12 protein-coding genes and 1 tRNA gene are annotated in these 14097 nt (G+C 37.9%); 4 read left to right on the top strand and 9 right to left on the bottom strand.

Annotated features, from left to right (window positions below; genetic code table 11):
- Nucleotides 1–383: 383 nt before the first annotated feature.
- Nucleotides 384–2663, top strand: a complete 2280-nt coding sequence (locus J2T03_RS07485) for a polyribonucleotide nucleotidyltransferase (RefSeq protein WP_306844449.1) — start codon at nucleotides 384–386, stop codon at nucleotides 2661–2663.
- Between the two features lie 146 nt (nucleotides 2664–2809).
- Here J2T03_RS07485 and J2T03_RS07480 read toward each other — a convergent pair whose 3' ends face one another.
- The 4 genes from J2T03_RS07480 to J2T03_RS07465 all read right to left on the bottom strand — a co-directional run bounded on the left by J2T03_RS07480 (nucleotide 2810) and on the right by J2T03_RS07465 (nucleotide 7781).
- Nucleotides 2810–5977: an ABC transporter permease/M1 family aminopeptidase gene (locus tag J2T03_RS07480; RefSeq protein ID WP_307210375.1), complete on the bottom strand. Its 3168-nt coding sequence runs from the start codon at nucleotides 5975–5977 to the stop codon at nucleotides 2810–2812.
- A gap of 2 nt (nucleotides 5978–5979) precedes the next feature.
- Nucleotides 5980–6852 carry an ABC transporter ATP-binding protein gene (locus J2T03_RS07475; protein WP_307210373.1) on the bottom strand — a complete coding sequence of 291 codons (873 nt, stop codon included), beginning with the start codon at nucleotides 6850–6852 and terminating at the stop codon, nucleotides 5980–5982.
- A gap of 208 nt (nucleotides 6853–7060) precedes the next feature.
- A complete protein-coding gene (locus J2T03_RS07470) occupies nucleotides 7061–7264 on the bottom strand; it encodes a helix-turn-helix domain-containing protein (protein ID WP_040995723.1) in 204 nt (67 codons plus the stop codon).
- Between the two features lies 1 nt (nucleotide 7265).
- A complete protein-coding gene (locus tag J2T03_RS07465) occupies nucleotides 7266–7781 on the bottom strand; it encodes a DUF2975 domain-containing protein (protein WP_306844457.1) in 516 nt (171 codons plus the stop codon).
- A 161-nt stretch (nucleotides 7782–7942) separates the two neighbouring features.
- Between J2T03_RS07465 and J2T03_RS07460 the strand changes: the two genes are divergently transcribed.
- A complete protein-coding gene (locus J2T03_RS07460) occupies nucleotides 7943–8287 on the top strand; it encodes a TfoX/Sxy family protein (protein WP_306844461.1) in 345 nt (114 codons plus the stop codon).
- A 66-nt stretch (nucleotides 8288–8353) separates the two neighbouring features.
- Here J2T03_RS07460 and J2T03_RS07455 read toward each other — a convergent pair whose 3' ends face one another.
- From J2T03_RS07455 to J2T03_RS07435, 5 genes are all read right to left on the bottom strand, one after another.
- On the bottom strand, nucleotides 8354–9412 hold the full coding sequence (locus tag J2T03_RS07455) for a nucleotidyltransferase domain-containing protein (protein ID WP_307210364.1): 1059 nt from the start codon (nucleotides 9410–9412) through the stop codon (nucleotides 8354–8356).
- Nucleotides 9413–9472: 60 nt separating this feature from the next.
- Nucleotides 9473–10228 carry a nucleotidyltransferase domain-containing protein gene (locus J2T03_RS07450; protein WP_307210361.1) on the bottom strand — a complete coding sequence of 252 codons (756 nt, stop codon included), beginning with the start codon at nucleotides 10226–10228 and terminating at the stop codon, nucleotides 9473–9475.
- A gap of 162 nt (nucleotides 10229–10390) precedes the next feature.
- Nucleotides 10391–10528 carry a hypothetical protein gene (locus tag J2T03_RS07445; protein ID WP_306844468.1) on the bottom strand — a complete coding sequence of 46 codons (138 nt, stop codon included), beginning with the start codon at nucleotides 10526–10528 and terminating at the stop codon, nucleotides 10391–10393.
- Between the two features lie 247 nt (nucleotides 10529–10775).
- On the bottom strand, nucleotides 10776–11795 hold the full coding sequence (locus J2T03_RS07440; protein WP_307210359.1) for a helix-turn-helix transcriptional regulator: 1020 nt from the start codon (nucleotides 11793–11795) through the stop codon (nucleotides 10776–10778).
- Between the two features lie 135 nt (nucleotides 11796–11930).
- On the bottom strand, nucleotides 11931–12263 hold the full coding sequence (locus J2T03_RS07435) for a HopJ type III effector protein (RefSeq protein ID WP_306844472.1): 333 nt from the start codon (nucleotides 12261–12263) through the stop codon (nucleotides 11931–11933).
- 726 nt (nucleotides 12264–12989) lie between these two features.
- Between J2T03_RS07435 and J2T03_RS20490 the strand changes: the two genes are divergently transcribed.
- On the top strand, nucleotides 12990–13790 hold the full coding sequence (locus tag J2T03_RS20490) for an RtcB family protein (RefSeq protein WP_373426902.1): 801 nt from the start codon (nucleotides 12990–12992) through the stop codon (nucleotides 13788–13790).
- Between the two features lie 71 nt (nucleotides 13791–13861).
- Nucleotides 13862–13959: transfer RNA gene (locus J2T03_RS07425), tRNA-OTHER, on the top strand.
- Nucleotides 13960–14097: the final 138 nt, after the last annotated feature.

Genomic DNA, 14097 nt, shown 5'->3' with positions numbered 1-14097 from the left:
TTTGAGAAGCATGGCAAATATAAGACAGTGAACTGTTTTTCTGCAACTTTTCAGATGACTTTTTCTTTTGGTATAATGTATCTAATATGCTGTAAAATATTATTTGCACTTTTTGAGACAATAATACGAAAACAACAGGATTTAATAATCAATTTACTTTAAAAAAAACGTTTTTTATCATTCTGAATAATGAACAGGCTAAACATGCCGTCAGTAATTTTTACATCTTTGATAAAAAAGGAGGGGAAATCTTACGATTCTGAGTAGTATTTCTGAGACTGAAAATTTAATATCTCATTATTATATGGTATATTTGCAGACGAAAATTTAGACGAAATATCAATAATTAAAGCACTCAATACGGAGTGCAACACAAACAATTTATGAGTATACCTCAAGCAATTACAGAAACGATTATTCTTGCAGACGGCAGAGAAATCACAATTGAAACAGGAAAATTAGCAAAACAGGCTGATGGTTCGGTAGTCGTAAAAATGGGCGGAACAATGCTTTTAGCAACTGTTGTAGCCAGCAAAGAAGCAAAAGACGGAGTAGATTTTCTACCCTTAACTGTAGATTACAGAGAAAAATTCTACGCAGGAGGAAAAATTCCTGGAAACTTTTTTAGAAGAGAAGCCAGGCCATCAGATCAGGAGATCCTGACAATGCGTTTGGTAGACAGAGTTCTTAGACCATTATTCCCTGAAGATTTCCATGCTGAAGTTCAGGTAATGATTTCATTAATTTCTTATGACGGACAGTCAATTCCTGATGATTTAGCAGGTCTTGCAGCTTCTGCAGCCATTGCTATTACAGATATCCCTTTCAACGGGCCAATGTCTGAAGTAAGAGTCGTAAGAATCAACGGTGAATTATCTATCAACCCTAAATTTGAAGATCTTAAAATTGCTGACCTTGATATCATGGTGGGAGCAACTAAAGATTCTATCGTAATGGTAGAAGGGGAGATGAAAGAAATCTCTGAGCAGGAAATGCTTGAAGCGATCCAGTTCGCTCATGTAGAAATCAAAAAACAAGTTGAGGCTCAGGAAAGATTAGCCGAAAAGGTAGGTAAATCTTTACCGAAAAGAGAATACAGCCACGAAAATCACGATGAAGCTATCCGTGAGAAAGTGTGGAAAGAAACATACGATAAAGTATATGAAGTAGCGAAAACTCCTTCAGGAAAAGAAGAAAGAGGTGAAAAATTCAAAGCTGTTCTGGATGAGTTTTTAGCTCAATATGTAGATAATGCTGAAGAATTAGAAAGAGTAACCCCTTTCGCTAAAGTATATTACCACGATGTAGAGAAAGAAGCGATGCGTCAGATGATTTTGAATGATAAAATCCGTCTTGATGGTCGTGATCCCGAAACCATTCGTCCAATCTGGAGCGAAATTGATTATTTACCGGGAGCTCACGGTTCTGCAATCTTTACAAGAGGTGAAACTCAGTCTTTAACAGCTGTAACGTTAGGTTCAGTGAAAGATGCGAACATGGTAGACAGCGTGATGGTAAACTATGACGAAAGATTTTTCTTACATTATAACTTCCCGCCGTTCTCAACTGGTGAAGCAAGACCTTTAAGAGGAACTTCAAGAAGAGAAGTAGGACATGGAAACTTGGCTCAGAGAGCTTTGGCAAACATGATTCCTGAAGAGAACCCTTATACCATCCGTATCGTTTCTGATATTTTAGAATCAAACGGTTCATCTTCTATGGCAACTGTTTGTGCCGGAACTTTAGCATTGATGGATGCTGGTATTCAGATTGCAAAACCTGTTTCTGGTATTGCAATGGGATTGGTAACAGACGTTAAAACTGGAAAATTCACTGTTCTTTCTGATATCTTAGGAGATGAAGATCACCTGGGAGATATGGACTTTAAAGTAACAGGAACTGCAGACGGTATCACCGCTTGTCAGATGGATATCAAAATCCAGGGGCTTTCTATGGATATCATGGAAAAAGCTCTCCTACAGGCAAAAAACGGAAGACTTCATATCTTAGATAAATTAAATGAAACTATTTCTGCTCCAAGAGAAGATGTGAAACCACACGCTCCGAAAATGGTAATGCTTGAGATCTCTAAAGATTTCATTGGTGCTGTGATCGGACCTGGTGGAAAAATCATTCAACAACTTCAAAAAGATACAGATACTGTTATTGCTATTGAAGAAGTAGGAGAAATCGGTAGAATTGAGATTTCTGGTGTAAGCAGAGAGAAAATCAATGCAGCGATTGCCAGAATCAACGAGATTACATTTGTACCTGTAGTAGGTGAAGTGTACCAAGGAAAAGTAGTGAAAGTAATGGATTTCGGAGCTTTCGTAGCGATTGCGAAAGGTACCGAAGGACTTCTTCACATTTCTGAAATTGAGTGGGCTCGTCTGGACAAAGTTCCTTATGCTGAAGGTGATGAAGTAGAAGTGAAGTTCATGGGGTATGATGACCGTAAAAAAATGAAACTTTCAAGAAAAGTTCTTTTACCAAGGCCTGCAAGACCTGAATCTAAACCAAGACCAGAAGGTCAAGACAGACCACAAGGTGACAGAAGACCGGAAGGACAGGGTAGACCGGACAGACCGGCAAGAAGAGAAGAGAATACAAGACCGGAAGGGGAAACACCTGCCGGAGATCAAAATCCTTCATCTGAAGCTTAAGATCAAATCTTTTAGATATAAAAAAAATCCCTCATTTTTGAGGGATTTTTTTTAGCTCGCGAATCTTAAAAAGCAGTGTGTTGCAATACTATTTAATCTCAGATAAATAGATAGAAGTATTAAATCTACTAGTTTTAATCCTGAATCTATATGGTCTTAAATAGCAGATCAACCTGTTTTTTAGTGGCTGCATCAGGGCAGACTCTATAAAATTCTCTAAGCAGCTCCAGTGAAGACGGCTTTTTAGGATATCCGTTATTCTGAAGGAAATTTTTCAAAGCCCCATTCACCTTTTCTTCCCCGATCAGTTCACTTAATTTTACCATGGCCACAGCGCCTTTGGAATAGGAAATATGAGGAGTATCCCCAATAGCCCTGTAGATCGGACGGTTTTCAGAGAGTCCTTTTTCGTTATCATAGATCTGCTGGTGCACTTTAATTCTTTCCATCATTTTTTCTTTACCATGCATGTTTTTGTACAGCATCATTTCTGTATACATAGCGAGAGTCTCAGTAAGCATTGCAGAACCTTCCCGGTCATCAGGATCGATCTGGCTGTTTCCCCACCATAAATGAGAGAGTTCATGTCCCGCCAGTTCATTAATAACATCCTGTTTCTTGTCTGCCTGAATATTGGCATGGAAAACCATATCTTCAGGCATAAAAATCGCAGATGGATATGCAGTTGCAGCAAATCCCCTGGTAAATGATGAGATTTCAGCAAAATTGACGGTTTTAAATGGATATTTCCCAAAATTCCGAATGCAGTAATCCAAGGTGATCTTTGCATTTTCAAGGAGATGATCTGTATTTTCAAAATGTTCTTTGTGATAAAACACATTTACTGTAATTCCTTTATACAGAATACTTTTCACCAGATAATCTGCAGACGAGACCGCAAACCGGAAGGGAATATTTTTGGATCTATACTGAAAATAATGGCGTCCCGACTCTTTCCATTTTTTGACCAGATCCCCTGTACCTATAGCAGTCTGGTTTCCTTCCGTAGAAATGGTCATATCTAAATTGATAAAATCTCTTCTAAAGACTTCCGGAGCTTCAGGTTTTTTCAGTTCTGCCAATTTTCCAAGATGATTTTCCTGGCGAAGCTTTTCATCCTGAATTTCTTCATCTTTCTGATATCCGATCACAGGATAATACCTGCTGATCCTCATAAAAGAACCGTTTTCTATAATAGCGTTGAAAGACTGGTGCCCGTTTACAGTATACCATTTATAGGACAGCTTGAAATCAAGATAAGCAGTACCATTGGGTTTCATAGGGTGCTTTAATTTAATTTCTGAAATAGTCTTACCCATTTTTGCTGTTTCCGGACCTGATTGAAAAACAGCGGACTCAATTTTAAGGTCAGGATGAAAATGAATGAGGATTTTATCAATGGTTTTACCCGTACCATTGGTCAGGATATATTTCCCAGTGATCTCGTATGAATTTTTTGAAGGATATAATCTGATTTCAGTAGTAACCTCTGAAATTTCAGGTTGAGGCAGATTCTCGTATCCTTTAAATTGTTTTTCATACTGAACCGCTTCCAGGACAGTCTGTTCTTTATTTTTCGGAATATAACCCTTCATGAAAAGTATTCCGGTAAAAATACTTGAAAAGAGTAAAAGAATACTGAAAATAAGGGCAGGAGTATTTTTCTTTTTTGTTCTTAAAACTCCATTGGTCATCCATAAAAATGAAATGATTCCGGCACCAAACAGAAGTCTTTCTGTGAAAGCGTAAATATAGGGGCCATACCCATTGAAATCACTGTAACTGCCTTTAAAATCTGAAAATATCCTTAAAAGAGGATAGGAAAGTATCTTACCGGAAGCAGGACCTGCCAGAGTAAATACGGCTAAAACTGAAATTCCCAAGGCAATAAATTTATTTCTGATATTATTGTTGATCAACAGGATGAATCCCGAGAAAAGCATCAACGGAAATGTATTGAAAAAAAAGACACCTAGATAAGCATTCCAATCGAGATGAAAATATTGATAGGTTACCTGAAATAAAATTCCTTCAAGGATTAAGATTCCGGTAAACAGGAAAAGAAAAATACTGATAGAAATGAAATGCCCGGTGAGTTTGCTTTTCGAAAAAAAAGCAGTGTCCTCAACAAGGGAAAATCCTGATGAATGACTCCTCCAGTACAGATCATTGATAAAATATACCACAAGCAAAAGCCCAAACAGTGGAAAATTTTCTGAAATTGTAGTGGCCATAAGGCCTGATCCGGCATATTTCTGAGGAAGGCGTATCCCTTTTTCTATCTCTGCATACATTTCCATGCCGACAAAGAAAAGCAGCAGTATGGAAACCGCAGGAATGCTGACACTCCTGAAAAGATAAAGCAGGTCAACCTTTGCAAAGGACAGGATAGACCTGAATCTGTTTTCTCTGCCGAAACTTGTTTGTGAGACTCTATAAGCGAATGTCGGGATATTGGGGATTTCAGACTCCGGAACTGCTTTCCTGACCTTTTGTTTTGAAACATTAGAGAAAGAGAATGAGTGATAGGTAAGCAGTAAGAATATGGCAGAAATTATCAGGAAAATAATTCTGTTAAGCAATAAATACCCTGTGGCAGGTACCAATAAAGTGTTTTTTTGATGGACAGAAAACATTCCTGCTTCAAAAAAGTAAGACGATAATCCGAACGGATCTAAAATAGAGGAAATCTGCTGTGTTTCCACCGACTGAGGCTGGCTTCCTGCCATAAACGGTGAATTGGAAAAGACCAAAACAACCATATACAGGACATACAGAAGCAATCCACCTACTACAACCAGCAGTTTTTTCTTAGCAGCCAATGAGATAAAAAACAGGAAGCTACATACAAAAAAACAGTTGATAAGCCCAAAGATCAGCATTGGGTACAGATAATAACCTATATTGAAGTAAGGCTGCATTTCACTTCCTGTCCGAAGAACCTGACCTAAGAGGAAACCTGTCATCAGAAAGAAAAAGCTTAAGAAAGTCTGTAGAAAATAGGTGGTGAATCTTCCACTCAGATAGGTCCATTTAGAAAATGGAAAAGAAAACAGAACAAGATCGAATTTTGAGTCCCAGTCTTTAAAAAGCAGCTGTACAGCATAGATTACGGCAATAAACAGGATGGAAAGACTCAGCATTCCGGTCATAAAACCTATGGTATAGGGTGAGTTCAGGTATATCCCGTCTCCTGCGGTAAGGTTGAACTGGTTACCGCAGAAGATACCTATGCCGGTCAGGATCAGGGCTATAAGATAAGCTGGCCAGTGCTTGGAAATGCGTCCGGCTTCGAATAAAAATAAGGCATTCATGATTAAGGTTTTTGAGTGAGTGTATGGAAATAAACGTGTTCCAGCATTGGATGTACAGCATTGAAGTCTTCAGGCTTTTCTTCTGAAAATACAGTAATGTGAAGCTCTCTTTCAATCAGCTGGCGGCTGATGATCTCATGGCTGGAGTAGTAATTTTCCAGTTCATTTTGGTGTATCGGTTTTGACCAGATCCTGTTTTCCAGCTCAGAAATTAATTCTGCTGGTTTACCCTTTCTAAGGATCTGCCCGTTGTTCATGACAGCCATTTCCGAACACAGGTTTCTGACATCCTCTACCAAATGGGTGGAAAGGATAACAATTACGTCCTGACTGATTTCGTTCAGGAGCGAATTGAAACGGTTGCGTTCCTCAGGATCGAGGCCGGCGGTAGGTTCATCCACAATAACAATTTTAGGATTTCCCAATAAGGCCTGAGCTACTCCGAAACGTTGTTTCATCCCTCCGGAAAAGGTATGTACTTCTTTCTTCCTAAAATCTGAAAGGTTGACTTTTTCAAGGAGGTTCAGGATCTGGCTTTTGCGTTCGATCCTGTTGCCAACTCCTTTTAATACTGCCATATGTTCCAGAAGATCATATGCAGAAACCTTTGGATAGACACCAAAATCCTGTGGAAGAAAACCAAGGTTCTGTTTAATATAATCGGGATCTTTGGAGACATCCGTTCCGTTGAAAATAATAGTTCCGGAGGTCGGTTTCTGCAGTCCTACAATGGTTTTCATTAGCGATGATTTTCCGGCGCCATTGGGCCCGAGAAGGCCAAATATTCCATTCGTTATTTCAAGCGATATGTCTTTAACTGCTTGGTAACCATTTTTGTAAATAAGGCTGAGATTGTTGATTGTTAAGGTATTCATAGGTTAAGATTTGGATAATAGAAGGGCAAGGCAGACCTTTACGGTTGCTTAAAAGTAAATGTCGATTTTCATCAGACATCAGATCTTGGATTGAAGATAAGATTGAGGTTAAGGCTAAAACTAAGGTTGTGGAGATTAAGTGGTTATTTAAGACTTTTTTACACTCAAACTCTCAAACTCTCAAACTCATAAACTTCGCAACCCGAACCTATTCCCTATACTCGAGAATATCGCCGGGCTGGCATTCCAGGATTTTGCAGATGGCTTCCAGAGTATCGAAACGTACTCCTTTGGCTTTGCCGGTTTTAAGAATAGAAAGGTTAACGGGAGTAATACCCAGTTTTTCTGCCAATTCTTTACTCTGCATTTTTCGCTTGGCCAGCATGACATCTAAGTTGACTATAATTGGCATTTTATATAAATAGGTCTTGTTCGTTTTGCAAATGTAGTCCTTGCTTAAAGATATTTGCAAGAAACAGACAGAAAATTCCAAGCATGAAATGGATAAAAACCAGTCCCCAGATAATACTTTCGACCTCCACAAAAAAGCTTGCCGTAATGACCACAGGCAGGGGAATGAAAATATTATACATGTAAAATCTCTTAAGCTGAAGTATATTTTCTTTTGTAAACAGTTTTGACTGGAAAAATACTTTGAAAACTATGGCCGAAAGCCAGAAAAAAATTCCGTAGGAAACTAAAACCAGTAAAAACGAAAAAATGATATACGGATAGTTATTTTCAATATTCAGAAACGGATTTTCTGTAAAAGGATAATTGATGTGAAGATATCGGCCGTCTTTGTAAGGTATAACAGCAAAACCGGTAGCCAGGCAAAAAACAGAGTAAGCGAAAGTGATCAGGTAGCCTGCCGACAATACGATGCAGATATAATGCAGGATCCTTGAAATAATTTTGGTCTGGTTCATGGCAATAATTATTTAACTATTGCAAATGTATAATTAATTATCGTAAAACAATAATTATTTTAAATAAAATTTTATTTTATAAGTTTGAAATGACGATTGGAAACGAAGAAAAATGCTTACTTCATGTATTTTTACTAAATTTAAATTATAAAATTATCTTAATGGCATACAGTATTGAACTTGCGGACAGAATCCGTGAACGGCTTTCAGAGATTCCTGATCTTGACATCAGGGAAAAGAAAATGTTCAGCGGATTATCATTTTTAGTCAATGATAAAATGTGCATTAATGTAAGCCATAATAACCTGATGTGCCGTTATAATCCCGATCTGGAAGAAGAGGTCGCAGAAAGAACAGGGTTTCGTCCCATGATCATGAAAGGGAAACAGCTTAAAGGATATTGCTATGTGGAACCTGAGGGTTTTCAAAAGCATGATGATTTTGAGTACTGGGTAAAAATATGCCTGGATTACAATACAATAGCTAAAGCTTCCAGGAAAAAATAATCTTAATATTCCCAACATTTTAAAATTAACGATTAGGCCAAGTTTAATTGTTAAGAATACTAAGATTTAACTGTATAATTTTTCCCGAATATCTATTAAGATTTTCTCTGCTTTTTTTACCTCCGGATAATCGGGAAGAGTGGAAACCGCGTGATAGTGCTCTATAGACTCTATCAGATCTTCTGCCTTTTGCATAACTGCTTCATAGGACCACTTTCCGGCTTTGATATCAAGTAATTCCTCCCGGTTGTCTACGCGGATATTTAACGAATTTGTTTTGAATATATACTCGCAGGACTGTAATAATCGGATGGTATGCATCATGTTTTTACTGTCATAGTTCTGTCCGTGCTCCTGATTGACATTATATCGGTCTTCATTGCGTTCGGAAACCCATTTCCAGTATTCCTTATAGTCTTTGCAATACGTGGAATAGGCATCCAGATTACAGAAAAGATAGGCTGCTGGTTTTTCGTCCTTCGGAACGGATGATACAGAAACCTGGTTGGCTTCTTCATGCTGGATCATTCCTTTATACCCTAAAGTTTCGGATTCATCATAAAATAGGGCATACATTCCTTTAGTATTTCCGATATTAATCAGTCCGCATTTGTTCTGTATTTTTCTGCTTTCTGAAAGCCATTTCTTAAGAGGAACCGATCCCTGATCTTTAAGAATATAACAGAAATCCAAGACAGATTTTCTTTCTTTTTCTATAGGATTAAGGATCTTTTTATTCAGCCCTTTAGCCTTTTTGATCTGTGAAATAGCATATCCGGCAAAGGTATCTTTACATAATTTAGACAAAAAATCTTCTGGACGGAGAAGATCCATCAGCGGATGCTTTTGCAGAATGCAGTCTTCCGGACTTGTCAGCACTTCCAGAATATTTGGGTTGTTTTTCTGTAACAGTTCTACAAATCTTCCGATCTCATAATAGGTAATATCATTCGTTTCATTAGAAATCTGCGGGATATAATTCAGGCCGAAAAAATCTTCTTTCGGCAGATAATAAACGCCACGGATATCTGTATCGGAATTTTCAGTGGCCAGCCCGAAAGCGCGGCTTCCGGAGATGGCTTCAAGGAGGATGAGGTTTTTGGTTTTTAGAAATTCAATAGTCATGATTTTGTTTTTTTCTTTGAAGACATAAGTTTCTTCCTTTTCTTAAAGTTAAATATTGTATTACTTTCTAGGCCCTAATATCTCCCTAAAAACCTTCTCCATCTCACTCTTGTCCACATTTCCTCCTGCAAGACTTTTCGATCTTTCTTCATTTTCCAAAACGGTCTTTTCCAAAAAACCAAAAAGTTCCCAGTCATTCGGGTGATAGTAGGATTCTCCTTTCGTAGCTTTTAAAGCGATAAGATTTTCTATCTTTTTTCGGGTATAATCATCAACCAAAACTAACAACTCACTGAATAAAACGGGTGGAACCGTTCCTTTTTCTATGATCCATTTTCCGGTTAGTGCCGTTCGTAAGCAGTAAAAATAGCTTTTCAGTTTTACTTCATCACTTCTGCAGGCTTCCAGATACTTTTTGCTCATGCTCAGATAATGGTAAGAAACTGCTATCGGTGAAAAACAGGTATCTGCGAGGGGAGTGAACAGTTCCAAAAACTTATCGTTCTTTTTGTAAACGATAGGAGAATAGAACCAGCTCAGCAAAGCTGCATTCGACTTCAATAACAAATGAAATGTTTTCCGAAGGTCCCATCCCGAACCGTCCAGGTCGTCTTCTGTCATAAATTCTATCGTCTCGTCTTTATCCCAGGGAGAAAGATACCAGTCCTTTTCATGCCGGTAGATAAAGCGTATGTCATAATCGCTGTCCGGAGAAGCAAAACCCCATGCCCGGCTTCCGGATTCTACGGCCAAAAGGACTTCTACACTGCGTGTTTCCTCTATTTCTTTTATTTTCTCTAGTATTTTTGGTGTCATTGTATTCAATTTTAAGACAAAGTAAAAGCAGAAGTGCGCAGTGTTTTTGCGTAGATTTTTCGTTAAAGATATTATTTAAAGCTATTAAACGAAAAAAGAGGCTGTACATATTATAATGACAGCCTCTTTTCAATAAAATTAAATTCTAACTACTTCTACATTTTAAGCAGTAATCTGCTTTGTTTCTTTTCCTTTCTCCTCTTGTTTTTTATCCAATTTCTCAGATATTTTTTTTACGATGTATTCTATCGCAATAGGTGCTATAATGGCAATCAATGCTTTAAATATTCTTGATTTCATAGTAAGATTTTTTGATGAATAGATTACTACAATTTCTGAGCCATTTTAAAAATATTACTACTGGTCAGTGTTGTAGAAGATATCTTATAGTGATTTATACCTCTTCAAATCACCTTCCACGGAAAGAAAATTCTGATCTGCGGAATTTTAGTCATTATAAAATCTTGGATTTTAAGAGAAATTATAGGATCTTTTCATACAACAGATTATTTAAATAACAGGAATAAAGACTTTTGTGGAAGAAAAATCAGTTTTCATCCGGAACAATTAAATTCTCATAGTTTTTTAATCCTGCTTTAAACTTATCCTGCAGCCTCAATCTCAGTTTTTTAGGCTTATGAACAATCAGGCATTCTCCAAAACCCAGCAGCAGCCTTTCAAGTTCAAAATTGATTTGTACACAGATCTTAAATAATGCACCTTCTTCCGTTTCGCTTATGATTTCCTGACTCTTATGAAGCGGTTTTGTTTTTACATAAGGAGCATTTGAGGAATTTACAAAGAAAACAACATTTCTGGGAGCCATAGTTTCAGAAACCGTAACCCCTACAATATCTTTAAAATATTCATCGCCGTCCAGATCTTTGTCGATATACACAATATTTTCCTCCACATCAATCTTTTCCATTCGGTCCAGGGCTAAATTATACATTTTGCCTTTGTGCTGGCAGATCAGGAACCATCTGTTATTAAATTCCTTCAGAAGCTGAGGATGAACCACATAATTACTGGATTCCCTGGCGGTAAAACTGCGGTAAAGAATATTCAGGACTTTTTTGTTTGAAATGCTTTCATAAAGAACATCAATATGCTCAAGCCCTTTCAGCTGTTCATTCTTATCCAGATGAATAATGGATTTATGCCCAGTGGAATGGATGGAATCTTCCAGCTTCTGAATCACCCCGTTCATCTCTTTGAACATAGAGAAGTCTTTGAACTGCTTCAGGATCTGGACTGCATTATTCATTGCTTTCAGATCACTTTCATTCACGGAAATATTATGGATGCTGTATTCAGGATCGCTGTAGCGGTAGTATTTTTTTTCGTATACTTCAATCGGTGCTTCATACCCGAACTTCTCGCTCCGCATATTCTGAAGATCAAGCTGGACGGTGCGTCTGCTTACATAAGATTCTTTTCCTTCAAATTCAAACAAGGCATCAGAACACGCATCAATAAGATCTTCCAGGGTATATTTCCGGTATTTGTTCTTAAGGCATTTATCTAATGTTTTGTAGCGGATCAGTGCATTTTTATTGGATGACATGGCTTTCGGTTTTTTGGAGTGAGGAATGAGTGAATGGTGAAAGGTCAGTTTGCTTCGCAAATCAATTGTAATGCATCAATTCTCTTCAAATTAACCATTCACTTGCGAAGCAAAATTCACCATTGACTTATAAAATTATCTCCCTTTCAATGCTTCTCCTTCAAATGAAATGCCCTCCCATCCGTATTTCATAAAATTTCTGATGTTCTGATGATCTGTTCCTTCCGGATTTTTTAAGACATCTTCCCTGTAAAATTCTCCAAAAAGAGGAAGCGTCTGTTCTTTTGACAATCCCTGAAGTTTTGCAAAACTGAAAACCTTGCATGAACCGTTATTCTGTCCGGCTTCATTCACCGTATCTCCGTTCTTAAAAAACGTGGGTGTAAAATCATACTGGTCATCAATGTGTGCGATGACCTCTTTGAACTGAATAGTGTCAGGATTGTTTTTTAATTGTTCTGATAACATATTTTTTATTTTTAATGAGCAATGCGTAAAGTCCGTAAAAAAGCAAATAAACCTTTTTTGACAAAAATAATTAAAATAATTTTATCTACGCAGAATTATTGCGCACTTGTGTTATTACTTTGCACTATCAAAATGAAAAGACAAATGGAATTTAACGGAAATCACTTAATTGAATTAGGATATAGGCCGGCCAGATGGTTTAAAGATGCCATTACCCATATCAACGAAAACAATCTGGATGAAGTGCAGATCAGGGAATATCTGGATCAGTTTAAACAGCCAGATATTATTCCGCTCCACGATAAAGCTCAAGATTTTATCATCAATATCAGAGCTGAGCATGAAAGCGAAACCGATAACGTGGAAAAAGTAATCAATACGATGAAAGTCTTAATGAAAACACCTACGTTAACCGGTGGTGCATTGATGCCGGATGCCTGTCCTACAGGACCTGAAGGATTGATTCCGGTAGGTGGGGTGGTGGTTGCTAAAAATGCAATTCACCCGGGATTTCATAGCGCCGATATCTGCTGTTCTGTAATGCTGACAGATTTTGGAGATGCTGATCCTAAAGAAGTGCTGGATGCAGCCCATTCAGTGACACATTTCGGATACGGAGGAAGGCCGAGAGGTGAACAGATGCCGATGTCTCAGGAACTGATGGATGCGTTCAGAGAAAACTACTTCTTAAATGATGAAAAACTGATCAGCATTGCCCGTTCTCATATGGGAACCCAAGGAGACGGAAACCATTTCCTGTTTGTCGGAAAGTCCAAAAATACCGGAAATACCATGTTGGTTACCCATCACGGTTCAAGAGCGCCGGGTGCTGCTCTTTATGATAAAGGAATGAAGGTTGCCAACCGTTTCAGACAGGATATTTCTCCTGAAACCCTGAAAGAAAATGCTTGGATCCCTTTTGATACGGAAGAAGGAAAAGCATACTGGGAGGCTCTTCAATTAATCAGAACATGGACTAAGGAAAATCATACGAATATTCATGATGCAGTTTTAAATAAATTGGGAGCAGAAAAACAGGATAGATACTGGAACGAGCATAATTTCGTTTTCAAAGATGGTGATCTGTTTTATCATGCCAAAGGAGCCACTCCGTTAGATGATAAATTTATGCCGGATATCACAGGACCAAGACTGATTCCTCTGAATATGTCAGAACCCGTTTTGATTGTTCAGGGAAAAACCAATGAGAGAAATCTGGGTTTTGCCCCTCACGGAGCCGGAAGAAATTTCAGCAGAACACAGCATAAAAGATCACTGGCCCATAAAACGGTTGAAGAGATTTTCGATGAAGAGACCAAAGGGCTGGATATCCGTTTCTTCTCTAACGAAATTGATATTTCCGAACTGCCAAGTGCTTATAAAAGTGCTAGAAACGTAAGAGCACAGATTGAAGAATACGGGCTTTGCGAAGTTCTGGATGAGGTAATGCCTTACGGATGTATCATGGCGGGTGATGTGGGAAAAAATGCACCCTGGAAGAAAAAGAAGAAGTTTAGAAAAGCATAATGCAGAGGATAATCTGTAAAACCTTATAGGTCTTTAAAATCTATAAGGTTTATAAATTAATCAATAGTAATGGGGCAGTAGCTCAGATGGTAGAGCAGTGATCACTTTCCGCTATTGGCAGACAAAGTTCCTATGGTACGTGTCACAGGTTCGATTCCTGTCTGCTCCACAATATTGATGAAAATACTTATATTTGAATACCATTTGACGTGTTTTCATCAGTGAAAAAATAATAAGGCACACAGAGTTCCTATATTGGTAATTACTCTCCGCTTTTCAAAATAATAGGTAAAAGGAGTTCCTATAT

The sequence above is a fragment of the Chryseobacterium lathyri genome, assembly GCF_030812195.1.
Taxonomy (GTDB): domain Bacteria; phylum Bacteroidota; class Bacteroidia; order Flavobacteriales; family Weeksellaceae; genus Chryseobacterium; species Chryseobacterium lathyri_A.
The sequence above is the reverse complement of the archived record's forward strand: the minus strand, read 5'-3'. Positions and strand labels throughout refer to the sequence as shown.

Excerpts from the sequence above, each read along its gene's own strand:
- J2T03_RS07435 (WP_306844472.1), bottom strand. The coding sequence starts at position 12,263 with ATGTTATCAGAACAATTAAAAAACAATCCTGACACTATTCAGTTCAAA.
- J2T03_RS20490 (WP_373426902.1), top strand. The coding sequence starts at position 12,990 with ATGGGAACCCAAGGAGACGGAAACCATTTCCTGTTTGTCGGAAAGTCC.
- J2T03_RS07480 (WP_307210375.1), bottom strand. The coding sequence starts at position 5,977 with ATGAATGCCTTATTTTTATTCGAAGCCGGACGCATTTCCAAGCACTGG.
- J2T03_RS07485 (WP_306844449.1), top strand. The coding sequence starts at position 384 with ATGAGTATACCTCAAGCAATTACAGAAACGATTATTCTTGCAGACGGC.
- J2T03_RS07455 (WP_307210364.1), bottom strand. The coding sequence starts at position 9,412 with ATGACTATTGAATTTCTAAAAACCAAAAACCTCATCCTCCTTGAAGCC.
- J2T03_RS07445 (WP_306844468.1), bottom strand. The coding sequence starts at position 10,528 with ATGAAATCAAGAATATTTAAAGCATTGATTGCCATTATAGCACCTATT.
- J2T03_RS07465 (WP_306844457.1), bottom strand. The coding sequence starts at position 7,781 with ATGAACCAGACCAAAATTATTTCAAGGATCCTGCATTATATCTGCATC.
- J2T03_RS07440 (WP_307210359.1), bottom strand. The coding sequence starts at position 11,795 with ATGTCATCCAATAAAAATGCACTGATCCGCTACAAAACATTAGATAAA.
- J2T03_RS07475 (WP_307210373.1), bottom strand. The coding sequence starts at position 6,852 with ATGAATACCTTAACAATCAACAATCTCAGCCTTATTTACAAAAATGGT.
- J2T03_RS07470 (WP_040995723.1), bottom strand. The coding sequence starts at position 7,264 with ATGCCAATTATAGTCAACTTAGATGTCATGCTGGCCAAGCGAAAAATG.
- J2T03_RS07450 (WP_307210361.1), bottom strand. The coding sequence starts at position 10,228 with ATGACACCAAAAATACTAGAGAAAATAAAAGAAATAGAGGAAACACGC.
- J2T03_RS07460 (WP_306844461.1), top strand. The coding sequence starts at position 7,943 with ATGGCATACAGTATTGAACTTGCGGACAGAATCCGTGAACGGCTTTCA.